The 22,266-nt window shown below is 71.8% G+C and carries 21 protein-coding genes; 16 read left to right on the top strand and 5 right to left on the bottom strand.

Annotated features, from left to right (window positions below; all coding sequences use genetic code 11):
- The first annotated feature begins 146 nt into the window (after positions 1-146).
- The 8 genes from AB0M16_RS30060 (at position 147) to AB0M16_RS30095 (ending at position 7,194) form a co-directional block, all read left to right on the top strand.
- The gene (locus tag AB0M16_RS30060) at positions 147-794 is read left to right on the top strand and encodes an HAD family hydrolase (protein ID WP_365348479.1); all 648 of its coding nucleotides are present in this window, start codon (positions 147-149) and stop codon (positions 792-794) included.
- 67 nt (positions 795-861) lie between these two features.
- Positions 862-2,061, top strand: coding sequence for an MFS transporter (locus AB0M16_RS30065; protein WP_365348481.1), 1,200 nt, complete (start codon positions 862-864; stop codon positions 2,059-2,061).
- Positions 2,030-3,208, top strand: coding sequence for an acetoin utilization protein AcuC (locus AB0M16_RS30070; protein ID WP_365348483.1), 1,179 nt, complete (start codon positions 2,030-2,032; stop codon positions 3,206-3,208). Before AB0M16_RS30065 ends, AB0M16_RS30070 begins: the two co-directional genes overlap by 32 nt.
- A 339-nt stretch (positions 3,209-3,547) precedes the next feature.
- Positions 3,548-4,363, top strand: a complete 816-nt coding sequence (locus AB0M16_RS30075; RefSeq protein WP_365348485.1) for a phosphatase — start codon at positions 3,548-3,550, stop codon at positions 4,361-4,363.
- A gap of 127 nt (positions 4,364-4,490) precedes the next feature.
- Positions 4,491-4,700, top strand: a complete 210-nt coding sequence (locus AB0M16_RS30080; RefSeq protein WP_365348487.1) for a helix-turn-helix domain-containing protein — start codon at positions 4,491-4,493, stop codon at positions 4,698-4,700.
- A 153-nt stretch (positions 4,701-4,853) separates the two neighbouring features.
- Positions 4,854-4,952, top strand: a complete 99-nt coding sequence (locus AB0M16_RS30085; protein WP_003948845.1) for an AURKAIP1/COX24 domain-containing protein — start codon at positions 4,854-4,856, stop codon at positions 4,950-4,952.
- 146 nt (positions 4,953-5,098) lie between these two features.
- Complete coding sequence (locus AB0M16_RS30090; protein ID WP_365348489.1) at positions 5,099-6,178, top strand: NAD-dependent epimerase/dehydratase family protein; 1,080 nt, start codon at positions 5,099-5,101, stop codon at positions 6,176-6,178.
- Positions 6,179-6,204: 26 nt separating this feature from the next.
- Positions 6,205-7,194, top strand: coding sequence for a lysophospholipid acyltransferase family protein (locus AB0M16_RS30095; protein ID WP_365348491.1), 990 nt, complete (start codon positions 6,205-6,207; stop codon positions 7,192-7,194).
- A gap of 136 nt (positions 7,195-7,330) precedes the next feature.
- Here AB0M16_RS30095 and AB0M16_RS30100 read toward each other — a convergent pair whose 3' ends face one another.
- The 3 genes from AB0M16_RS30100 to AB0M16_RS30110 form a co-directional block, all read right to left on the bottom strand.
- Complete coding sequence (locus tag AB0M16_RS30100) at positions 7,331-8,530, bottom strand: DUF5667 domain-containing protein (RefSeq protein ID WP_365348493.1); 1,200 nt, start codon at positions 8,528-8,530, stop codon at positions 7,331-7,333.
- Between the two features lie 307 nt (positions 8,531-8,837).
- The gene (locus AB0M16_RS30105; RefSeq protein ID WP_365348495.1) at positions 8,838-9,638 is read right to left on the bottom strand and encodes an ECF subfamily RNA polymerase sigma factor, BldN family; all 801 of its coding nucleotides are present in this window, start codon (positions 9,636-9,638) and stop codon (positions 8,838-8,840) included.
- 496 nt (positions 9,639-10,134) lie between these two features.
- Positions 10,135-11,085, bottom strand: a complete 951-nt coding sequence (locus AB0M16_RS30110; RefSeq protein ID WP_365348497.1) for an HAD-IB family hydrolase — start codon at positions 11,083-11,085, stop codon at positions 10,135-10,137.
- A gap of 94 nt (positions 11,086-11,179) precedes the next feature.
- On the opposite strand from AB0M16_RS30110, the gene AB0M16_RS30115 reads away from it, so the two are divergent.
- The 7 genes from AB0M16_RS30115 (at position 11,180) to AB0M16_RS30145 (ending at position 18,136) form a co-directional block, all read left to right on the top strand.
- On the top strand, positions 11,180-11,455 hold the full coding sequence (locus AB0M16_RS30115; RefSeq protein ID WP_365348499.1) for a glutaredoxin family protein: 276 nt from the start codon (positions 11,180-11,182) through the stop codon (positions 11,453-11,455).
- Positions 11,456-11,727: 272 nt separating this feature from the next.
- A complete protein-coding gene (locus AB0M16_RS30120; RefSeq protein ID WP_365348501.1) occupies positions 11,728-12,507 on the top strand; it encodes a redox-sensing transcriptional repressor Rex in 780 nt (259 codons plus the stop codon).
- A complete protein-coding gene (locus tag AB0M16_RS30125) occupies positions 12,504-13,859 on the top strand; it encodes a glutamyl-tRNA reductase (RefSeq protein WP_365348503.1) in 1,356 nt (451 codons plus the stop codon). Before AB0M16_RS30120 ends, AB0M16_RS30125 begins: the two co-directional genes overlap by 4 nt.
- Positions 13,856-14,842: a hydroxymethylbilane synthase gene (gene hemC, locus AB0M16_RS30130; RefSeq protein WP_365348505.1), complete on the top strand. Its 987-nt coding sequence runs from the start codon at positions 13,856-13,858 to the stop codon at positions 14,840-14,842. The genes AB0M16_RS30125 and hemC overlap by 4 nt, the downstream gene beginning before the upstream one ends.
- Entirely contained in the window at positions 14,839-16,509 is a 1,671-nt protein-coding gene (locus AB0M16_RS30135) for a uroporphyrinogen-III synthase (protein WP_365348507.1), read from the top strand. Before hemC ends, AB0M16_RS30135 begins: the two co-directional genes overlap by 4 nt.
- Positions 16,510-16,685: 176 nt before the next feature.
- Positions 16,686-17,687, top strand: coding sequence for a porphobilinogen synthase (gene hemB / locus AB0M16_RS30140; protein ID WP_365348509.1), 1,002 nt, complete (start codon positions 16,686-16,688; stop codon positions 17,685-17,687).
- Between the two features lie 176 nt (positions 17,688-17,863).
- Positions 17,864-18,136: a DUF1876 domain-containing protein gene (locus AB0M16_RS30145; RefSeq protein ID WP_365348701.1), complete on the top strand. Its 273-nt coding sequence runs from the start codon at positions 17,864-17,866 to the stop codon at positions 18,134-18,136.
- 81 nt (positions 18,137-18,217) lie between these two features.
- On the opposite strand, the gene AB0M16_RS30150 is transcribed toward AB0M16_RS30145, so the two are convergent.
- Entirely contained in the window at positions 18,218-18,916 is a 699-nt protein-coding gene (locus tag AB0M16_RS30150; protein ID WP_365348511.1) for a DUF4232 domain-containing protein, read from the bottom strand.
- Positions 18,917-19,264: 348 nt separating this feature from the next.
- On the opposite strand from AB0M16_RS30150, the gene AB0M16_RS30155 reads away from it, so the two are divergent.
- Positions 19,265-20,434, top strand: a complete 1,170-nt coding sequence (locus AB0M16_RS30155) for a helix-turn-helix transcriptional regulator (protein WP_365348513.1) — start codon at positions 19,265-19,267, stop codon at positions 20,432-20,434.
- A gap of 27 nt (positions 20,435-20,461) precedes the next feature.
- Here AB0M16_RS30155 and argS read toward each other — a convergent pair whose 3' ends face one another.
- The gene (gene argS, locus AB0M16_RS30160; protein WP_365348515.1) at positions 20,462-22,231 is read right to left on the bottom strand and encodes an arginine--tRNA ligase; all 1,770 of its coding nucleotides are present in this window, start codon (positions 22,229-22,231) and stop codon (positions 20,462-20,464) included.
- Positions 22,232-22,266: the final 35 nt, after the last annotated feature.

Below are 22,266 nucleotides of genomic sequence, written 5' to 3' on the forward strand. Positions count from 1 at the left end.
CAGGGGGGACCCTGTGGGAGAGTAGGACGCCGCCGAACAATCATTGTGGGAAAGCCCCGCACCTCATGGTGCGGGGCTTTTCTGCGTTCACGGGCAGTTGCGGCAAGCAGGGGATGCCCTGTGAGGGGCCCTCATAAGGTGACCTCATGCGCTACGACCTGATCATCTTCGACAACGACGGCGTGCTCGTCGACAGTGAGCCGATCTCCAACCGGCTCCTCGCCGGCTATCTCACGGAGCTCGGGCACCCCACCACGTACGAGGAGTCGGTACGGGACTACATGGGGTCCGCGATGCACCGCATTCACGAGCTGGTCGAGGAGCGCAGCGGGCAGCGGTTGCCGGCGGAGTTCGACGACACCTTCCACGCCCGGGTCTTCGCCGCGTTCGAGCGGGAGTTGGAGGCCGTGGCCGGGGCCGCGGACGTCCTCAAGAGGCTGGCAGCGGAGGGGATCCCGTACTGCGTGGCGTCCTCCGGGAGCCATGAGCGGATCAGGGTCGGGCACCGGAAGACCGGGCTCGACGCGCACTTCCGGGAGGGGGTCGTGTTCAGTGCCGAGGACGTGGGCCGGGGCAAGCCGGCGCCCGACCTCTTCCTCCACGCCGCCGAGCGCATGGGGGTGGCGCCCGAGCGCTGTGTCGTGGTCGAGGACAGCCGGCTCGGGGTCCAGGCGGCCGTGGCGGCGGGGATGGACGTGTACGGGTTCACCGCGATGACGCCCGAGGCGAAGCTGGCGGGGGCGAACGGTTTCTTCGGGCGGATGGAGGGACTTCCCGCGGTGCTGGGTCTCTGATCCGTATCCGTATCGGGTCCGTGATCCATCTACCCATCGGTAGGGCGCGGCCCTACGCTGTGCCGCCATGACGGATGCGCGGTTGCGGCGTGGGCGGGGATCCCTGGCGGTCAGTTTCTTCGTGCAGGGGGTCACCTTCGCCCTGCTCGTGACCCGAATACCGGCGATCCAGGACCGGTACGGGATATCCGACGGGCTGCTGCCCGTCTTCCTGGCCGCCGTGCCGGTGCTCGCGGGCGTGTCCAGTGTCCTGACCGAGAAGGTCGTCGTGCGGGTGGGGCCGGCGGCGGTGCTGCGCTGGGCGCAGCCCGTCGTGCTGCTCGCGCTGCTGGGCGTGGGGGCCGGCACGGAGCTGTGGACGGCAGCCGTGGCGCTCGGCGTGTTCGGGCTGTCCGTCGGTGCGCTCGACGCGTCGATGAACATGCTGGGCGTGAGCCTCCAGCGGGCGTACGGGCGGAGCATCATGCTCGGCTTCCACGCCTCGTACAGTCTGGGCGGGATCGCGGGGGCCTCGCTCGCCTGGGTGGGGGCGCATTGGCACCTGTCGCTGTTCGCGTCGTACCTGCCGGTGGTGGCGGTGCTGCTGCCGGTGGCGTTCGTCGGGAGCCGCTGGTACGTGAACGGGGAGCCGGAGGCCGCCGCCGACGCCGAGCAGGCCGGATCCCACGGGGTGGTGTTCCGGCTGCTGCTCCCGCTGTGCCTGGTGATGACCTTCGCGTACATCGGGGACTCGACGGTCTCCAACTGGTCGGCGAAGTACCTGCAGGACGTGCTGCACAGCTCGGAGGAGCTGGCGACCGTGCCGTACAACGCGTACATGGTGACGACGCTGCTCGGGCGGGCCGTGGGGGACTTCGGGGTGCGGGGGTTCGGGGCGGTCCTGGTGGTGCGGAGTGGGGCGGTGCTCGCTGCGCTGGGCTTCGCGGTGGTGGCGGTCGCGTCGGGGGCCTGGGTGGGGATGGCCGGGTTCACGGTGCTCGGGCTCGGGCTGAGTGTGATCGTGCCGCAGACCTTCGCCGCGGCGGGGCGCCTGTTCCCGGGGGCGAGCGACGCGGCGGTGGCGCGGCTCAACGTCTTCAATTACGTGGGCTTCCTGATCGGGTCGCCGCTGGTGGGGGCGCTCGGGGACGCGTGGAGCTACCGCGGGGCGATGCTGGTGCCGATGGTGCTCGTGCTCGTCACGGTGGTGTATGCCACGTCGTTCGGTTCGCAGAGGGCCCGATACGGTGGCGGGCATGAGCGGCCGCGCACTGTTGATGTGGGATGAAGCTGTCACGGGTTACGACTTCGGGTCCGAGCACCCGATGGACCCGGTGCGGCTCGCGCTGACCATGGGTCTGGTGCGGGCGTACGGGCTCGACCGGGCGGTGGACGTGGCGGCGGCGAAGCCGGCGGGGGAGTCGACGTTGCGGCTCGTGCACCGCGAGGACTACGTGGCGGCGGTGCGGGCGGCCTCGGCGGATCCGAGGGCGGCGGACCAGGCGTACGGGCTCGGGACGATGGACGATCCGGCCTTCGCGGGGATGCACGAGGTGTCGGCGCTGATCGCCGGGCAGTCGGTGGGCGCGGCGGAGGCGGTGTGGCGCGGGGACGCGGCGCACGCGGTGAACTTCGCGGGCGGGCTGCATCACGCGATGCCGGGGGCGGCCTCCGGCTTCTGCATCTACAACGACGCCTCGCTGGCGATCGCCCGGCTGCTCGAACTGGGCGCGGAGCGGGTCGCGTACGTGGACGTGGACGTGCATCACGGGGACGGGGTGCAGGCGGCGTTCTGGGACGATCCGCGGGTCCTGACGATCTCGTTGCACGAGCATCCGCGGACGTTGTTCCCGCAGACGGGCTGGCCCGAGGAGACGGGCGCGGCCGGCCCGGGCGAGGGCGGCGCGGTGAACGTGGCCCTGCCGGCGGGGACCGGGGACGCGGGGTGGCTGCGGGCCTTCCACGCCGTGGTGCCCGAGCTGCTGGCCGACTTCCGGCCGCAGGTGCTGGTGACGCAGCACGGGGCGGACACGCACTTCGAGGATCCGCTGGCGCACCTGGCGGTGTCGCTGGACGCGCAGCGGGCCGTGCAGGAGGCCTGTCACGAGCTGGCGCACGCACACGTCGAGGGCGGCAGGTGGGTGGCCCTCGGCGGCGGCGGGTACGCGGTGGTCGACGTCGTACCGCGGTCGTGGACGCATCTGGTGGGGATCGCGGCGCACGCTCCGGTGGATCCGGAGTCGGTGATCCCGTCCTCGTGGCGGGACGAGGTGTACGCGCGGACGCGGCAGTTGGGTCCGGGGCGGATGACGGACGGGCGGTGGCCGGTCGACTGGCGGGACTGGTCGGAGGGGTACGACCCCGCCGATCGGCTCGACCAGGCGATCCTGGCGACGCGCCGGGCGGTGTTCCCGCTGCGCGGTCTGCTGGCCTGAGCGGGCGGCCGGGGCCTTGGCTTTGAGCGGCCGGCCGGCCGGCCGGCCTGGCTGAGCGGGCGGCCGGGGGCCTGCCCTTGAGCGGCGGCCTGTCCGAGCGGGGGGCCTGGGGCCTGGGCGGGGCGGTGGAGCCTGTGCGCGGGGGTGTGGCAGGGCCTGAGCGGGCCGGCGGGGCCCTGGGGCCTGAGCGGGGCGGCGGGGCCTGTGCGCGCGGGTGTGGCAGGGCCGGGTCCGGGCCTGGCCTGAACCGTTCGCACGTGGCGTGCGGCCGTTACGCCGACTGTGCGGTGTCCCCGGGGTTTCGACCCTGCGGGAGGGTGGGTCCGGCAGCATCGGAGCGTGCTGAGTACCGGGGCGCTGCGGGCGCATCTGTTGGCGGCGGGGCTGGCCGGGACGGTGGCGACCTCGCGTGAGGTGAGTCTGCGGAGCTATCGGCTGTTCGCCGCGCGCGATCCCCGGGTGACCCTCGGGCTCGATCCCCTGTGGGAGTGGGACGAGGCAGAGCTGCTGCGACTGATGGCGGACCGGTGCGGGGTGTCGGGCGATCCGACGCACCGTTCGGGGCCGGACGTGATCGATCCGGAGCGGACGCTGAGCGCCTTGGAGGCGTTCGCGGAACGCCTGGGGGAGGCGGCGGGGCGGAGGGCCCCGGTGCTCTTCGGGACGGGGCACCCGCACCGACTGCTCGGTTTCTACGCCACGCTCGCAGACGCTTTGTCGGCGGCGGGATGTCTTGTTCTCACCCCGGCGCAGGGGAGATGTGTCGACATAACGACCCGGTTCGGCGTACGCACGTACCTCCTCGACTACGTGCGCGGGGTCGCTCTGGTGCGAGAGCCGGACCTGCCGGGTGCGGGGCGTGAACACGGGGCGCACACGCACTCGCCGCTGCCGGTTCGGGCGGCGCTCGAAAGCGCCGTCGTGGCCGGGGGGCCCCTGCCGGAGCTGGTGGTCGGTGACCACGGCTGGGTCTGCGGGGCAGGTCAGCTGGGTATCGAGGCCATCGGGCTCGCCGACACGGACGATCCCGCGCTGTTCGTCGGGGAGGCGGAGGGGCAGGTGTCCGTGACCGTTCCGCTTGATGACGGGGTGCGCTCCGACTACTACCGTCCACTCACTCGCTATGTACTCAATCGAGCGTGTCTGTCACGGTAAACGGTCGATGGCAGCTCCTCTTCCCCACTCGTACCACCCGCCCCTACTCTGGGCGTGAGCGCGCAGCGACGAAGAGTCACCGGAGGGGAAGCCGGTGGGCGTCGCGTGCGGAAGGTACAGGTGGGTCATGGCTGCTGGCGACAGGCCTCTCAACGAGGTGAAGTTTCTGACCGTGGCGGAGGTCGCCTCGGTGATGCGCGTCTCGAAGATGACCGTGTACCGCTTGGTGCACAGCGGTCATCTGCCGGCGATCCGGGTGGGCAGGTCCTTCCGGGTGCCGGAACAGGCGGTTCACGAGTACCTCAAGGAGTCCTTCGTGGGGGTGGCGACCGCGTAGCGAGCGCGCGGCCGAAAAGCCCGGATCTGTCCTCGGATTACAAGCCGGTCGCTCGGGGCGGTAGGCTAGCCCCTCGTAGGTCGTGTGGGCCCAGACGCCCCGCACCGATCCCCGCTGGCGCGGGGATGTTCCGAGAAGTGAGCGAGGGTAGTCGTGGGCTCTGTTATCAAGAAGCGGCGTAAGCGGATGGCGAAGAAGAAGCACCGCAAGCTGCTCAAGCGCACCCGCGTGCAGCGTCGCAACAAGAAGTAAGCGACGTCGCTGCGACGGCGTATTGCGTACGGCGTGGCCCTCCACCGTTCTTCGGTGGGGGGCCACGCTTTTATTGCGCCGAAATGTGGAGGCGCTACGGTGGCCGTCAGCGGAACACCGATGGAAGACCGACGGAAGGCGCTCTCTTGGGCAAGGTCGTGCTCGTCACCGGTGCGGCCCGGCACCTCGGTGCGCGTTTCGTGCGCCGCGTCCAGCGGGATCCGGAGGTCGAACGGGTCGTCGCCGTGGACGCGGTCGAGTCCCCGCACCCGCTCGGCGCGGCGGTGTTCGTGCGGGCGGACATCCGGCAGCCGGCCGTCGCCAAGGTCCTGGCCCAGTACGACGTGGACACGGTCGTCCACATGGACGTCACCGGGACCGCGCTCGGCTCCGGCGGCCGTACGTCGGTCAAGGAGACCAACGTCATCGGCACCATGCAGCTGCTCGGCGCGTGCCAGAAGTCGCCGCGGATCAAACGCCTCGTGGTGAAGTCCAGCACCAGCGTGTACGGCTCCGCGCCGCGCGACCCGGCCGTCTTCACCGAGACGACCCCGGCGAAGTCGCTGCCGAGCGGGGGATTCGCCAAGGACGCGGTCGAGGTCGAGGGGTACGTACGGGGCTTCGCCCGGCGCCGCCCGGACGTGGCGGTGTGCGTGCTGCGCTTCGCCAACATCCTCGGGCCGCGGGTGGACTCCCCGCTCGCCGAGTACCTGGACCTGCCGGTCCTGCCGACCGTCTTCGGCTACGACCCGCGGCTGCAGTTCGTCCACGAGGACGACGTCATGGACGTCCTGGAGCTCGCCTCGAAGGAGCCGCGCCGGGCCACCCTCAACAGCGGCACGTTCAACGTGGCCGGCGACGGGGTGCTGTTGCTCTCCCAGTGCGCGCGGCGGCTCGGCCGGCCCACGGTGCCGGTGCTGCTGCCCGCGGTCACCTGGGTCGGGCAGGCGCTGCGCACGGTCGGCGTCACCGACTTCTCGCCGGAGCAGATCCGGCTGCTCACCCACGGCCGGGTGGTGTCCACGGTGCAGATGCGCGAGACGCTCGGCTTCACGCCGCAGTACACGACCGCGGAGGCCTTCGCGGACTTCGCCCGCAGCAGGGGGCCCGGCCTGCTGCCGCCGGAGCTGCTCGCGGGCGCCGTGGACCGGCTCGCCGGGCGGCTCACGCCCGACTCCCCCTCCCAGCCCTCCCCTTCCCAGCCCTCCGACTTCTCAGCCCGCTGAACCCGCTGAACAGGAGCCAGATCGCGATGGCGGACGCCAAGGTCATTCCCTTCGACGACGACCGCTCGCGGGCCCGCCGCAGGCCCACCAGGGGCGCCGGTGAGGCCGCCGTACGTGCCCTGCCGGCCCAGCAGGCACCCGAGGATCCGTCGTCCGCCCCCGCGCCCCCGTCGGCGGGCGGCTGGGAGCGGCGCCTCGCGGGCGGGCTCGCGTTCCTGCGGCGGCGGGTCACGGGAGACTACGAGGTCGACGAGTTCGGCTACGACGAGGAGCTCACCGACCAGGTGCTGATGTCGCTGCTCCGTCCGGTGTACGAGAAGTACTTCCGGGTGGAGGTGAAGGGCGTCGAGAACATCCCGAAGGAGGGCGGGGCCCTGGTGGTGGCGAACCACTCGGGGACGCTGCCGCTGGACGGGCTGATGATGCAGGTCGCCGTCCACGACCACCACCCGGCCGGCCGCCATCTGCGGCTGCTCGCCGCCGACCTGGTCTTCATGCTGCCGGTGGTGAACGAGCTGGCCCGCAAGGCCGGGCACACGCTGGCCTGCGCGGAGGACGCGGAGCGGCTGCTGCGGGCCGGGGAGGTCGTCGGTGTGATGCCGGAGGGCTTCAAGGGCATCGGGAAGCCGTTCGCCGAGCGGTACAAGCTGCAGCGCTTCGGGCGGGGCGGCTTCGTGTCGACGGCGCTGCGGGCCGGGGTGCCGATCGTGCCGTGCTCGATCGTGGGCGCGGAGGAGATCTATCCGATGCTGGGCAACGCGAAGACGCTGGCGCGGGTGCTCGGGCTGCCGTACTTCCCGCTCACCCCGACCTTCCCGTGGCTGGGGCCGGTGGGTGCGCTGCCGCTGCCGACGAAGTGGACGATCCAGTTCGGCGAGCCGATCCCGACGGACGGCTATCCGCTGGAGGCGGCGGAGGACCCGATGCTCATGTTCAACCTGACCGACCAGGTCCGCGAGCAGATCCAGCACACCCTCTACAAGCTGCTGGTGCAGCGGAGGTCGGTGTTCTTCTGAGTCACGAGCTGCTGAGCGGGGCGGGCGCGGCAGAGTGGAGCGGGCGCTGTTGAGCGGCTGCTGCTGAACCCGGTGCCCTGCTGAGGGCTTTCGGGCAGGCGAGAGGGGCGCCCCACCGGGGCGCCCCTCTCGTGTCCTACTCCGCGTCCGTGCTGTCGATGCCGAGGCCCGGCAGCAGGCCCGGGAGGATGGGCGGGATCGTCACGTCCGGGACCGGCTGGCCGGACTCCTCGCCGGACGAGGACGAGCTCGGGCCCGTACGCGGCGGGTTGAGCAGTCCGCCCGTGCTGCCGCCGAGGAGGCCGTCGTCCTCGGGTGCTCCCGTGCCGGGGCCGGAGCCCGAGGGGTGGGGCTGCGAGGGGTCGCCGACCGACGGGGGCGCCGACGAGGTGTGCGGGCGCTGGGTGTCGGCCGGTGGGGTGTGCCCCGGCGTGCTCGGGCCGCCGGAGCCGATGGAGCCGCGCTCGGGGGTGCGCGGAAGGACGGACTGCAGCGGCTCGACCTCTTCGTCTATGGCGTCGAAGACGTCGCTCACCTCTTCGCCCACGTCCGTGAGCTGGACGGGGAGCCGGTCGCGCAGGCCGTCCCAGGTGGCCCGGTGGGCCTGGGCGAAGGAGTTGAGCCGGGCCATGGGGCCGATCTCGCCGTCCCGCTCGTAGGCCTGGCGGAGCAGGCGGTGGCCCTCGGAGGCGTCGTGCCGCATCCCGTCGAGGACGCGGCGGATCTCGCCGAGGGACTCGTGGTCCAGATCGCCGGCCCGGCCGCGCTCCATCAGCCTGCGGGCCTCGCTCAGGCGCGTGGACGCCTGGTCGAGATAGATCCCGCCCCGGTCGGCGTCGTCGTCGGCCATCCCGAGCTTGATGTCTTCCATGCCGCGCTTGAGCCCGTAGAGCGAGTCACCGGGGAGGGCGTCGGAGCTGGCAGCGGCTACGCCGCTGAACGCTCCCGCCGCCACACCCACGGTGAGGCCGCCCGCGGCGAGGCCCTTGGACCAGCGGGAGCGTGGCCGCAACTTCCGGAGTGGGGAGGCCCGGTGGGCTCCCTTGCCTCCGGAGGTCCGTTGCTCCGGGACGGTAGGGCCCGCGCCCGCGCTCCCCTCCGCGAACATCGCCTCCATGGCGGCGACGAGCTGGGCTCGCTGCACCACCTTGACCTCGGGGTCCATCTCCGGTTTCGGCAGCTCGCCGAGACCGTTCGCCAGGGCCAACAGCCGTCCATGATCGGCCGGTTCGGCCGATGCTTCGGGCTGCTCGGCCGCCGCGCCCTCGGACGTCCGATCCTCCAGGGCCTGGGCGAAGGCGTGCGCCCGCCGGTGCGCCGAAACGTTCGCGATCACTGGCGGCACCTCCTCTCGTCATGACGGTCGACTCCCCGGGGGGTTCGGAAGGTTGCACACCTTGAACGCATCCACACGAAAGAGTGAGTGGAAGTGGACATGGCGTGACCACAGGGAGCCTGCATTTCGCACAACGAGCGGCGCGGCACTTGGGTTACGCGCGAAAGATGATCGGACCAGTGCGTCATCGAGGCGTCACCGACTGTGAGTTGGACGGGGGTCGTGGGGACGTGGGGGGAGGAGGGGGACGGGGGCTTCACTGCGGACGGCGGTGCGGGGTGCGGCGCGTGTGGGGGGCGTGGAGCACTCAGCGGGCGTCGTCCGGGAGGAGGCGGGCCAGGGTGCGGACGGCCCGGTACTGCAGGGTCTTGATCGCACCCTCGTTCTTGCCCATGACCCGGGCGGTCTCGGCGACCGACAGGCCCTGCAGGAAGCGCAGGGTCACGCACTCCTGCTGCTGGGGGTTGAGGCGGCGCACGGCGTCGAGGAGGGCGGCGTTGGAGAGGGACTCGAGGACGGAGTCCTCGGGGCTGCGCTCCACCTCGTTGGCGTCGAGCATCTCGCCGGTGGTCACTTCGAGGCGGAAGCGGCTCGACTTGAAGTGGTCGGCGACCAGGTTGCGGGCGATGGTGACGAGCCAGGCGCCGAAGTCGCGGCCCTGCCAGGTGAAGGTGGAGATCCGGCGCAGGGCGCGCAGGAAGGTCTCGCTGGTGAGGTCCTCCGCCGTCGCCTTGCCGCCGACGCGGTAGTAGATGTAGCGGTAGACCGTGTCGCTGTACTGGTCGTAGAGCCGGCCGAAGGCCTCGGCCTCGCCGGCCTGGGCCCGTTCGACCAGGTCCATCATGCGGGCGCTGTCGCTGTCGGCGGTGGGCCTGCGGGCGGCGGTCGAGGTGCCGGCGCCCCCGCGCGTGCCGCGTCTGCCGACGGCGGCGCCGCTCTCGGCCAGGGCGTAGCAGGGCCCGGCGAGTGCCGGTCCGGCGAAGGCGGGTCCGGCGAAGGCGGATGCGGGGACGGCGTACGCGGTGGGGACGAAGCCGCGCAAGTGGTCGAGGACCGTTGCGCGCAGCGTAGCCAGGCCCGAGGCGTCAACCCCGACGTGTGGGTACACGGGACTCCCAGAGGCAGAGCTTCCATCACGAGCAGTGCGGGACCGTTCACTCATGGTGGCGAAGTGTGGGTCCGTTGTGCGTCTGAGGAGAATAACGCTTCGTACAGGCAGCGCTACACCCAGTTGCTCAAATCATCGATTCGGTCGCTTCTGTTACCGCTTGAAGGCGAAACGAGTCGCACTTGGTGACTGGTTGTTGATCGGATTGCTTCCGAGTGTGACCAGCGGAGAGGTCGCTTGTGCTCAAGTGCGGGGCGTGGGAATGAGCGGAGCCGCTGTCGGGTAGGGAGCGGGGAATGCCTGGCGGGCGATGTGTGCGGGGCTGTTCGACCACGTACGGGTGAGGGCCCGTGGTCCGGGGTTGTCGCAGGTGATCGCGGACGAAACGTATCGGCATGATCTGCCGCCTGCCGCCTGCCGCCTGCCGCCTGCCGCCTGCCGCCTGCCGCCTGCTACCCGCTGCCCGCCGGTCTCCGTGCCGGGCGGGGCCGGGGGTTCAGCGTCGGCGGCGGTGCAGGGCGAGCGCGGCGGCCGTGCCGCCCGCGAGGGCGCCGACGCCCGCGGCGGCCGGGATGCCGACCTTGGCCGCCTTGCGGCCGGTCCGGTAGTCGCGCAGTCGCCAGTCCCGCTCCCTGGCGTGCCTGCGCAGCTTGGTGTCCGGGTTCACGGCGTAGGGGTGGCCGACCAGCGAGAGCATCGGGATGTCGTTGTGCGAGTCGCTGTAGGCGGCGCAGCGCGTGAGGTCCAGGCCCTCCGCGGTGGCCAGGGCGCGTACGGCCTCGGCCTTGGCGGGGCCGTGCAGCAGCTCGCCGACCAGCTTGCCGGTGTAGACGCCGTCGACCGACTCGGCGACCGTGCCGAGCGCGCCGGTCAGCCCGAGGCGGCGGGCGATGATCGTGGCGGTCTCGACGGGGGCGGCGGTGACCAGCCAGACCTTCTGGCCGGCGTCCAGGTGCGCCTGGGCGAGGGCACGGGTGCCGGGCCAGATCCGGTCGGCCATGTACTCGTCGTAGATCTCCTCGCCGATCGACATCAGCTCGGAGACGCGGTGGCCCTTGACGATGGACAGGGCGCTGTCGCGGGCCTCCTGCATGTGCTCGGGATCCTCGACCCCGGCGAGCCGGAACCAGACCTGGGCCCAGGCGAAGCGGGCGAGTTCGCGGCGCTGGAAGAACTTCCGCTTGTACAGGCCGCGGCCGAAGTGGAAGATCGCGGCGCCCTGCATGACGGTGTTGTCGAGGTCGAAGAAGGCGGCGGCCCGGGTGTCGCCGGCGACCGGGAACTCGGGTTCCGCGGGCTCGGCCTGGGCGGCGGCGGCCTCTTCCTCACGCTCCTGTTCGAGCTGTTGCGAGGTCTTGCGCGCCGCCTCTGCGGCGGCCTCGCCTGCCAGGACGCTGCGCGCGGTGGCGGAGCGCCTACGGGGGGTGAGCCATCCCTGAGCGGCCATGCCGTGAGCATAGCCAGTCTGTTCGGTGGTTCCCGACTTGTGAGGATGCCGTGGTGTGAACAGTCGGGGACTCCCCTGTTACCCGGCGCGCAGAATGGACGCCATGTTCGGACGTACGAAGAAGAAGAGCGGCCCGCGCACGGTGACGCTGATCGGCAGGCCGGGGTGTCATCTCTGCGACGACGCCCGGGAGGTGATCGAGGCCGTTTGCGCCGAGACGGGAGCACTCTGGGAGGAGAAGGACATCACCCAGGACGAGGAGCTGTACCGCGCGTACTGGGAGCAGATTCCGGTGGTGCTGGTCGACGGTGAACAGCACACCTTCTGGCGTGTGGACGCCGGGCGGCTCCGGCGCGAACTGGGTGCCTGACCGAAAGACGGCTACCATCGTGGACGTTTTGTTGGGTTCCGGGGGCGGCGTGGCGAGGAGAGTGTGCGGTTTTGCCCCCTTCGGGATCTCAACGCTCCGGTGCGCTCCGCGGTTCCACGACATCGGGAACCGGCCGCGTGACCCCGGTCACTTTGGCCGGACAAAACGGACACCATCTTTGTGCACGCGTTCACAAAGACATAGCCTGCATTCGACGGGGCGGTCCTGGGACGCATGGCCGCCTGCAGCCCCGCTCATCCCGCAGGAGCACCGTGGCAACTGGCCGAACTCACCGACCGGCGACCCGTAGCCGAGGAATTCCCGAGGCCACCGTCGCCCGCCTTCCGCTGTATCTGCGTGCCCTCACGGCACTGTCGGAGCGCTCCGTACCCACGGTCTCCTCCGAGGAGCTCGCGGCCGCCGCGGGGGTCAACTCCGCGAAGCTGCGCAAGGACTTCAGCTACCTCGGCTCGTACGGCACGCGCGGCGTCGGGTACGACGTCGAGTACCTCGTGTACCAGATCTCCCGCGAGCTCGGCCTGACCCAGGACTGGCCGGTCGTGATCGTCGGTATCGGTAACCTCGGCGCCGCGCTCGCCGGCTACGGCGGCTTCGCCTCCCGTGGCTTCCGGGTCGCCGCGCTGATCGACGCCGACCCCGCCATGACCGGCAAGCCGGTCGCCGGGATCCCCGTCCAACACAGTGACGACCTCGAGAAGATCATCAACGAGGACGGCGTCTCCATCGGCGTCATCGCGACCCCGGCCGGTGTCGCCCAGCAGGTCTGCGACCGGCTCGTGGCCGCCGGCGTCACCTCCATCCTGAACTTCGCCCCGACCGTGCTGTCCGTGCCGGACGGCGTGGACGTGCGCAAGGTGGACCTCTCCATCGAGCTGCAGATCCTCGCCTTCCACGAGCAGCGCAAGGCCGGCGAGGAACCCGGCGCCGAGCCGGGCGCCGAGACCGCCGCCGTACCGCCGGCCACCCGTGGCACGGAGAACGGCAGCCGCAAGGGACCTGACGGGGACATGCCCTCGGTGATGCCCGCATGAGCCTCCTCGTCGTCGGTCTCAGCCACCGCAGCGCCCCCGTCAGCGTCCTGGAGCGGGCCTCCCTCTCCGCGGACGCCCGGTCCAAGCTGCTGCACGACACCCTCGCCGCCGAACCGGCCGCCGAGGGCGCCGTCCTGGCCACCTGCAACCGCATCGAGCTCTACGCCGACGTGGACAAGTTCCACGCCGGTGTCGCCGAGCTGTCCACGCTGCTCGCCCAGCACAGCGGCGTCGGCCTCGAAGAGCTCACCCCTTATCTCTACGTGCACTACGAGGACCGGGCCGTCCACCACCTCTTCTCGGTGGCCTGCGGCCTGGACTCGATGGTCGTCGGCGAGGGCCAGATCCTCGGCCAGATCAAGGACGCCCTCGCGGTCGGCCAGGAGCTGCACACCGCAGGACGCCTCCTGAACGACCTGTTCCAGCAGGCCCTGCGGGTCGGCAAGCGCGCCCACAGCGAAACCGGCATCGACCGGGCCGGCCAGTCGCTCGTCACCTTCGGGCTCGAGCAGCTGGCCGACGGCACGGACGTCACCGACTGGGCCCGGGGCAAGCGCGCCCTGGTCATCGGGGCCGGCTCGATGTCCTCGCTCGCCGCCGCCACCCTCGCGCGGTCCGGCGTCGCCGAGATCGTCGTCGCCAACCGCACCGCCGCCCGCGCCGACCGGCTCGTGGAGATCCTCACCGAGCCCGGTTCCACGGGCGTGGCCGCACGCGCGGTCGAGATGGTTGCCGTCGGCGACGAACTGACACGTGCCGACATCGTCGTCTCCTGCACCGGGGCCACCGGACTCGTCCTCACCGGCGAGGCCGTCGAGACCGCCACGCACGCCCGCACCGAGCCCCTCCACCTGCTCGACCTCGCCATGCCCCGCGACATCGACGCCGCCGCCCACCGCATGCCGGGCGTCCGCCTCGTCGACATCGAGTCGCTGGCCGAGGCCTCCGCCGACGCGCCCATGGCCGCCGACGTCGACCAGGTGCGCGGCATCGTCTCCGACGAGGTCGCCGCCTTCGGCGCCGCCCAGCGCGCCGCCCACATCACGCCGACCGTCGTCGCCCTGCGCGCCATGGCCGCCGACGTGGTGGCCGGCGAGGTCGCCCGCCTCGAAGGCAGGCTGCCCGGACTCGACGACAAGCAGCGCGCCGAGATCACCCAGACCGTGCGCCGCGTGGTCGACAAGCTCCTGCACGCGCCCACCGTGCGCGTCAAGCAGCTCGCCAGCGAGCCCGGCGGCGCCGGGTACGCGGACGCACTGCGGACACTCTTCGACCTCGACCCGGGGACGGTTGCCTCTGTCAGCCGGGCCGACCTGAACGACGGCGACGTCAAGAACCGAGGGCGAGTATGACCGAGAGGGCACTGAGGCTCGGGACCAGGCGCAGCAAGCTCGCCATGGCCCAGTCCGGACATGTGGCCGAAGCCGTCCGGCAGGTGACCGGCCGGCCCGTCGAGCTCGTGGAGATCACGACGTACGGGGACACCTCCCGCGAGCACCTCGCGCAGATCGGCGGCACCGGCGTGTTCGTCGCCGCGCTGCGCGACGCGCTGCTCGCCGGTGAGGTCGACTTCGCCGTGCACTCCCTCAAGGACCTGCCGACCGCCCAGCACCCCGAACTGGTGCTGGCGGCCATCCCGCGGCGCGAGGACCCCCGCGACGTGCTCGTCGCCCGCGAGGGCGTCACGCTCGACACGCTGCCGGACGGCGCCCGCGTCGGCACCGGCTCGCCGCGCCGCATGGCCCAGCTCAACGCCTACGCGCGCAGCCACGGCCTGACCATCGAGACCGTACCGATCCGCGGCAACATCGACACCCGGGTCGGCTACGTACGCAAGGGAGAGCTGGACGCGGTGGTACTCGCCGCGGCCGGGCTCAACCGCATCGGCGGGACCGAGGAGCTCACCGGCTCCCTGTCGGTCGACCACCTCTCGGTCGACTCCGTCCTGCCCGCCCCCGGCCAGGGGGCCCTGGCCGTCGAGTGCCTGGCGTCCGACGCCGCACTCGTCGCCACGCTCGCCGAGCTCGACGACCCGCACACCCGGGCCGCCGTGACCGCCGAGCGATCCCTGCTCGCCGCCCTGGAGGCCGGCTGCTCCGCACCCGTGGGTGCGCTGGCCGACCTGCTGGCCGACGGCCCCGGTCACGGGCAGGTTGTCACCGAAATGCGCCTGCGCGGCGTCGTCGGCACCACCGACGGCTCCACGCTCGTGCAGCTGTCCACCACCGGTCCCGTACCCACCTCCTACGACGAGGCGGTGGCACTCGGACGCGATCTCGCGGACGAGATGCTCGCCAAGGGTGCGGCCGGTCTTATGGGGGAGCGAGCACTTTGAGCCCCACCAGCCCGACCACCAGCCCCGCGTCCGCCGCCTTCCCCGGCCACGGTCACGTCACCTTCCTCGGCGCCGGACCCGGCGACCCCGGACTGCTGACCCTCCGGGCCGTCGAAGCCCTGGCCGGCGCGGACGTCCTGATCGCCGAGCCGGAGGTGCTCGAAGTCGTTCGCGGCCATGCGCGCGCGGGCGTGAGCACGCCTGAGCTGACGGTTGTCGACGAGGCGTCAACAACCGTCGGTGTCCCCGTGTTGAGGGATGCGACCAATCTTGTCATGGAGGCAGCGCGGGGCGGCAAGCGGGTCGTCCGTGCGGTGACCGGCGACCCCGGCCTCGACGGCAACGCGGGCCAGGAGATGCTCGCGTGCGCCTCCGCCGGCATCCCGTTCGAGGTCGTGCCCGGCGTCGCCACCGCCGTCGGCGTGCCCGCGTACGCCGGCGTGCCGCTGCGCGACGCGCAGGGCACCGACGTCCGCTTCGTCGACGCGCGTACCGCCGACGACCGCTGCTGGGCCGAGGTCGGCGCCTCCGACGGCACCGTCGTCGTGTCCACGTCCTTGGACTCCGTCGCCGCGGCGGCCGGAGAGCTGGTGGCGGCTGGCCGTAAGCCGGACACCCCGCTCACCGTGACCATCGCCGGTACGACGACGCGCCAGCGCACCTGGACCGCGACCCTCGGCACCATCGCCCAGGTCTTCAAGCAGGGCAAGGTGCTCCCCTCGCCCGAGGGCCACCGCCCGGTGATAGCCGTGGTCGGCGAGCGCAGCGCCCCGGCGCAGCGGGACCAGCTGTCGTGGTTCGAGTCCAAGCCGCTGTTCGGCTGGCGGGTGCTCGTACCGCGTACGAAGGAGCAGGCCGCGTCGCTCTCCGACCAGCTGCGTTCGTACGGCGCGGTGCCGCACGAGGTGCCGACCATCGCCGTCGAGCCGCCGCGCACCCCGCAGCAGATGGAGCGGGCGGTCAAGGGCCTCGTCACCGGCCGCTACGAGTGGATCGCCTTCACCTCGGTCAACGCCGTCAAGGCCGTCCGCGAGAAGTTCGAGGAGTACGGCCTCGACGCCCGCGCCTTCGCCGGCATCAAGGTCGCGGCGGTCGGCGAGCAGACCGCCGCCGCGCTGGTCGACTTCGGCGTGAAGCCGGACCTCGTGCCCAGCGGCGAGCAGTCGGCCGCCGGTCTCCTGGAGGACTGGCCGCCCTACGACCCGGTCTTCGACCCGATCGACCGCGTGTTCCTGCCGCGCGCCGACATCGCGACCGAGACGCTGGTCGCGGGTCTGATCGAGCTCGGCTGGGAGGTCGACGACGTCACCGCCTACCGGACCGTGCGCGCGTCGCCGCCTCCGGCGGACACGCGTGAGGCGATCAAGGGCGGCGGCTTCGACGCCGTTCTCTTCACGTCCTCGTCGACCGTCCGGAACCTGGTCGGCATCGCCGGCAAGCCGCACAACGTGACGGTCATCGCCTGTATCGGCCCGGCGACGGCCAAGACGGCGGAGGAGCACGGCCTGCGGGTCGACGTCCTGTCGCCCGAGCCGTCCGTCCACAAGCTGGCCGAGGCCCTGGCCGAGTTCGGCCTGCGGCGGCGGGCCGCCGCGCTGGAGGCCGGGGACCCGGTGACACGGCCGAGCGAGCGCCGGCCGGGTGCCAGGCGGCGGCGCACGACGTAGTCGGCCGAGCCGACGGCTCTTCCGGGGCGCGGGTTCCTCACGGAACCCGCGCCCCGGGTGCGTTTCGGGCCTGCGCCTCGGTGCGATGCGGGGTGCGGGCCGTCCCGCCTCCGTGCGGGCGGTCGGCAACAAGGTGTCGGTAAGTGGCGGTCGCGGGCGGGCGTAGCCTCGGGAGCATGAACTCGTACGGATCCTTTCCCGGGGCGCGGCCGAGGCGGCTGCGGACGACGCCTGCCATGCGGCGGATGGTGGCCGAGACGCGGCTGCATCCGGCCGATCTGATCCTGCCCGCGTTCGTGCGCGAGGGCGTCGGCGAGCCCGTGCCGATCTCCGCCATGCCCGGCGTCGTGCAGCACTCCCGGGACACCCTGCGCAAGGCCGCCGTGGAGGCCGTGGAGGCCGGGGTCTCCGGGATCATGCTCTTCGGCGTGCCGGAGGACGCGAAGAAGGACGCCGCGGGCACGGCGGGCACCGACCCGGACGGGATCCTGCAGGTCGCCATCCGGGACGTGAAGGCCGAGGTGGGCGACGAGCTGATCATCATGTCGGACCTGTGTCTCGACGAGTTCACCGATCACGGCCACTGCGGTGTCCTGGACGCCCACGGGCGCGTCGACAACGACGCCACCCTGGAGCGGTACGCCGAGATGGCCCAGGTCCAGGCGGACGCCGGCGTCCACGTCGTCGGACCCTCCGGGATGATGGACGGCCAGGTCGGCGTGATCCGCGACGCCCTGGACACCATCGGCAAGGAGGACGTGTCGATCCTCGCCTACACCGTGAAGTACTCCTCCGCCTTCTACGGCCCCTTCCGCGAGGCCGTCGGCTCCTCCCTCACCGGCGACCGCAAGACCTACCAGCAGGACCCCGCCAACGTGCGCGAGTCCATGCGGGAGCTCGCCCTCGACCTGGAGGAGGGCGCGGACATGGTCATGGTGAAGCCCGCCGGCCCCTACCTGGACGTCCTCGCCAAGGTCGCCGAGTCGGTCGACGTGCCCGTCGCCGCGTACCAGATCAGCGGTGAGTACGCGATGGTCGAGGCCGCCGCCGAGAAGGGCTGGATCGACCGCGACAAGGCGATCTTCGAGTCGCTGACCGGCATCCGCCGGGCCGGCGCGCAGATGATCCTCACCTACTGGGCGACCGAGGTCGCCCAGAAGCTCGCCCGCGGGCTCTGAACCGGGCTCCTGGTCGGGCTCCGGGCCGGGGCAGGCCGTGCCGGCGGCTGCGGCGGGCCGTGGCGGCGGCCGGGGATGGCCGCGCTCCGGGTGGCTTCTGAGCGCGCGGACCGGCCGCCCCGAGATGCACTCTGGAGAGGTACCCGACAGGTACCTCTCTGGAGGTGGTCCTCATGATGAACACGCTCGTCGGCTGGCACGTCGAAATGGAGTTCAAGGAGGAGGGTGACCGGACGCGGGCCGCGGCCATGGTGCGGCTCAGCGACGGCACCGAGATGCGCGGCCACGGCAACGCCAATCGTCACCCCTCCGACCCGGAGCAGTTGCGGGTCGGCGAGGAGATCGCCGGTGCCCGCGCGCTGATGGACATCGCCTCGCAGATGCTGCAGAAGGCGCATCTCGAGATCGACGAGGTGTCGGGGCGGACCTCCCACCCCATCAGCCGTTGACCAGACGTCCTCGGACCCTGGACCCCGGAGCCTCGGACCTCGGACCCTGGACCCTCGGACCCTCGGACCGTCCTCAGGACCTCAGTGGACGAGGGCGTCTTCCAGGCGCTGCTGCCAGTACGACACGGCGGCGCCGTCGTCGGCGAACGTGCCGGCCGGCGCCGTCACCGTCGTGCCGCTGTCGCGGGTGAGATACACGCTGATCTTCCGGACCGTGGCGCCGTGGGTGTCCGGGCCCGGCTCGCCCGTCAGGAGCAGCGACGCGTAGCCCGACTCGCCGGGAGCCAGGGTCACCACGGCCTGCGGCTTGCTGTCCTCCACGATCCTGACGGGCGCCTGGCTGCCCTCGAAGCCGACGAAGGGCGCGTTCAGCGCGTCGCAGGGGCGGCTGCCCGTGTTGGTGACGGTGAGGAGGAGGTGGTTGATCGGGCGGCTCACCTTGCTCGCCACGATCTTCGTGTTCTCCGCCGTGCAGGTGCTGCGGGAGGGGCCGCCCGGTGCCTCCTCGGCCGGCTGCCGACCGCTCGGCTGCTGCCCGCCCGGCTTGTTCGCCTTCGTGGGCGCCACCGGCTTCGTGGGCTGCGGCGTGGGCCGGGTGGGCGGGGCGGCCGGGTCGGCCGGGGTCTCGGACGCCCCGGACGTCTGCGAGGGCGTGGGCGCCGACGAGGGGGCCGTGGTCGGTGCCGCAGCGTCGCTCTTGCCCGACTGGCAGGCGGTGAGGGCGAGCGTTGCCGTGAGGGCGGCGGCGGGCAGGGCGAGACGGCGGGCGAGCGTGCGCATGGTGGATTCCCCGTGGTGTGTTGTGTTGTCAGTGGTGTCAGCGCCGGTGGCGGTCTCCGCGTCGGCGGTGGTTTCCGCGTCGGTGGTGGCGTGGCGTCAGCGCGAGCCAGTGGCGTCAGCGGTGGTTGAGGAGCGCGATCACGACCGCCACGCAGACGATCAGCACCGCGACGGCCAAGGCGTCGGTGACGCGGCTGTTCGGCATGGCTCACACCCTGCGGGTCGGCGTGACCCGCCCGCAATCGGCACGGGACAATGAGGAACGGTGGAACGCTCTCACCCACCGTGACCTGGGGAAACGACCGTCCCCTGGAACGCGTTCCCGAAATGCCGAACGGGGGGACACCGATGGATGCGGCGAACGGCCTCGCCGGGTTGCTCAGGGAGTTGAAGGACCGCTCCGGGCTCAGTTACGGAGCGCTCGCGAAACGCCTCCACGTCAGCACGTCCACCCTTCACCGCTACTGCAACGGCGACGCCGTTCCCGCCGAGTTCGCCCCCGTGGAACGGCTGGGACGCCTGTGCGGGGCCTCCCGCGAGGAACTCGTCGAGCTGCACCGCGCCTGGATCGTCGCCGACGATGCCCGCAAGCGGGGGAGGGCGGAGGCTGACGGGCCGGTCGTCGGGGCCGAGCGGGGGTGGGCGGCCGAGCGGGGCGTTGCCGAGCCGGTGGCGCCTGAGCGGGTCGGTGCCGAGCAGGCGGCAGCCGAGCCGGTGCCCGCCGCGCCGACGGTCGTGCTCGCCGCCGGTGCGTCCGCCGCGCCCGCCCGCAAGCGGTTCACGGGTGCCCTCGCCACCGCCGCCGCGGTCGTCGTCCTCGCCGTGCCCACCGCGTACCTCGTGGGGCGCGCAGGGGACAGCACCCGCGAGGACGCCGGAAACCGCGAGCCGACCGCCGCCTCGCCCGCGCCCCTGAACGCCGGCGTCAGCTCGTACAACTGGGCCGCCCCCTGCGGGCAGTACTACGTGCTCGACCAGCCGCCCGGCAACGTGCCGCCCCCGCCCACACCCCAGGACGCCCGCGGCTGGGCCAGGGCGCTCGGCGGCATCGACGGCGGCCACATGCAGCTCCAGCTGACCGTCACCGGGCGGACGCAGGCACCGGTCGTCCTCACCGCCCTGCATGTACGCGTCGTGGAGCGGGACAAGCCGCTGGACCGGGAGGCCTACTCCATGGGCGACGGCTGCGGCAGCGGGGTCACGCCGCAGACCTTCGACGTCGACCTGGACGCGCCCAGGCCCTACGTGAAGCCGGTCGCCGGGCAGGACGGGGACCGCGTGGTGCCCGCGAAAAACTTCCCGTACAAGGTCGCCACCGGCGACCCTCAGGTCCTCAACCTGGACGTGCACACCGAGGAGCACGTCGCGTCCTGGTACCTGGAGCTCGACTGGAGCAGCGGCGCGGAACGCGGCACGGTGCGCGTCGACGACGGCGGGCAGCCGTTCCGCACCAGCGCGATCGAGGGCCGGCCGACGTACGGCTACTGGCCCGACAAGGGCGAGTGGGTCAGGCAGTGACCCACTCGCCACGAGCTCCGGCGAGCGTCAGAGCCGCTCGGGCGTCCGGATGCCCAGCAGGGCCATGCCCTGGTGGAGGGTGCGGGCGGTCAGGTCGCAGAGGAAGAGGCGGTTCTCGACCTGCTCCGGGGTGTCGGCCTTGAGGACCGGGCACTCCGAGTAGAACGTCGTGTAGAGCGAAGCCAGCTGGTACAGGTACGCGGCCAGCTTGTGCGGGGCGAACTCCTCGGCGGTCTCCTGGACGAGATCGCCGAACGAGTCCAGGTGCAGGCCGAGCGCCCGCTCCGAACCCGCGAGCGCCAGCTCCGGGTGCGCCGCGGGCTTGGCGTCGCCGGCCTTGCGCAGGATCGACTGGATACGGGCGTACGCATACTGCAGGTACACCGACGTGTCACCGTTGAGCGAGACCATCTGGTCCAGGTCGAACTTGTAGTCCCGCGCCGCCGACGTCGACAGGTCCGCGTACTTCACCGCGCCGATGCCCACCTGGGCACCCCGCTCGGCGATCTCGTCCTCCGACAGGTCCTGGGCCTTCTCACGGACGACCGCCGAAGCGCGCTCGACCGCCTCGTCCAGCAGATCCACCAGCCGCACCGTCTCGCCCTCACGGGTCTTGAACGGCTTGCCGTCCTTGCCGAGGACCGTGCCGAAGGCCAGCTGGACGGCCTTGACCTCGTCGTTCAGCCAGCCGGCCCGGCGGGCCGTCTCGAAGACCATCTTGAAGTGCAGCGACTGGCGGGCGTCCACCACGTAAAGCAGCGTGGTCGCCTTCAGGTTCTGCACGCGGTCGCGGATGGCCGACAGGTCCGTCGCGGCGTAGCCGAAACCGCCGTCGGACTTCTGCACGATCAGCGGCGTCGGGTTGCCGTCCGGGCCCTTGACGTCGTCGAAGAACACGCACAGCGCACCCTCGGAGCGAACCGCGACGCCCGACTCCTCCAGCAGGCGGCAGGTCTCCTGCAGCATGTCGTTGTAGCCGGACTCGCCGACGATGTCGGGGTCACGGATGTCCATGTCGAGCTTCTCGAAGACCGAGTAGAAGTAGATCTTCGACTCGTCGACGAACCGCTGCCACAGCGCCAGCGTCTGCTCGTCCCCCGCCTGCAGGTCGACGACCCGGGCACGGGCCCGCGTCTTGAACTCCTCGTCGGAGTCGAAGAGCGCGCGGGAGGCCTTGTAGAGCCGGTTGAGGTTGGACATGGCCTCCTCGCCGGAGACCTCCACGTCCGCGCCCTCGGCCTTGTGGTCCAGCTCGTGCGGGTGCTCGATCAGGTACTGGATGAGCATGCCGAACTGGGTGCCCCAGTCGCCGATGTGGTGGCGCCGGACCACCTGCTCGCCGGTGAACTCCAGGATCTCGACCATCGCGGCGCCGATGACGGCCGACCGGAGGTGGCCGACGTGCATCTCCTTGGCCACGTTCGGCTGCGCGTAGTCGATCACCGTGGTGCCCGCCGACGGGTTGAACGGCACACCCAGCCGGGCGTCCGCCGCACGCGCGGCCAGGGTCTTCACGATCGCCTCGTCGGTGACCGTGATGTTGAGGAAGCCGGGGCCGGAGACCTCGATCTCCTTCAGGACGTCGTTCGCCGGAATGGCGGCGACGACCTGCGTCGCCAGCTCACGCGGGTTGCCCTTGAGCTGCTTGGCGAGCGCCAGGATGCCATTGGCCTGGAAGTCGGCCCGGTCGCTTCGTCGGAGCAGCGGGTCGGCGGAACCGGCCTCCGGCAGGGCTGCCGAGAGGCCTTCCGCGAGGCGCTGCTGCACGGTCGAAGCGAGGGAAGGGACCGAGGCCATGAGCTTCCGTTCCTGTTGTGTCGTGTCCGGGTGTC

It is taken from the genome of Streptomyces sp. NPDC051921, assembly GCF_040680975.1.
Taxonomy (GTDB): Bacteria; Actinomycetota; Actinomycetes; order Streptomycetales; family Streptomycetaceae; genus Streptomyces.

Bases quoted from the DNA above. Each gene is read 5' to 3' on its own strand.
- AB0M16_RS30125 (WP_365348503.1), top strand. From the start codon at position 12,504: ATGAGCCTCCTCGTCGTCGGTCTCAGCCACCGCAGCGCCCCCGTCAGC.
- argS (WP_365348515.1), bottom strand. From the start codon at position 22,231: ATGGCCTCGGTCCCTTCCCTCGCTTCGACCGTGCAGCAGCGCCTCGCG.
- hemC (WP_365348505.1), top strand. From the start codon at position 13,856: ATGACCGAGAGGGCACTGAGGCTCGGGACCAGGCGCAGCAAGCTCGCC.
- AB0M16_RS30080 (WP_365348487.1), top strand. From the start codon at position 4,491: ATGGCTGCTGGCGACAGGCCTCTCAACGAGGTGAAGTTTCTGACCGTG.
- AB0M16_RS30145 (WP_365348701.1), top strand. From the start codon at position 17,864: ATGAACACGCTCGTCGGCTGGCACGTCGAAATGGAGTTCAAGGAGGAG.
- AB0M16_RS30110 (WP_365348497.1), bottom strand. From the start codon at position 11,085: ATGGCCGCTCAGGGATGGCTCACCCCCCGTAGGCGCTCCGCCACCGCG.
- AB0M16_RS30095 (WP_365348491.1), top strand. From the start codon at position 6,205: ATGGCGGACGCCAAGGTCATTCCCTTCGACGACGACCGCTCGCGGGCC.
- AB0M16_RS30060 (WP_365348479.1), top strand. From the start codon at position 147: ATGCGCTACGACCTGATCATCTTCGACAACGACGGCGTGCTCGTCGAC.
- hemB (WP_365348509.1), top strand. From the start codon at position 16,686: ATGAACTCGTACGGATCCTTTCCCGGGGCGCGGCCGAGGCGGCTGCGG.
- AB0M16_RS30115 (WP_365348499.1), top strand. From the start codon at position 11,180: ATGGACGCCATGTTCGGACGTACGAAGAAGAAGAGCGGCCCGCGCACG.
- AB0M16_RS30065 (WP_365348481.1), top strand. From the start codon at position 862: ATGACGGATGCGCGGTTGCGGCGTGGGCGGGGATCCCTGGCGGTCAGT.
- AB0M16_RS30150 (WP_365348511.1), bottom strand. From the start codon at position 18,916: ATGCGCACGCTCGCCCGCCGTCTCGCCCTGCCCGCCGCCGCCCTCACG.
- AB0M16_RS30155 (WP_365348513.1), top strand. From the start codon at position 19,265: ATGGATGCGGCGAACGGCCTCGCCGGGTTGCTCAGGGAGTTGAAGGAC.
- AB0M16_RS30070 (WP_365348483.1), top strand. From the start codon at position 2,030: ATGAGCGGCCGCGCACTGTTGATGTGGGATGAAGCTGTCACGGGTTAC.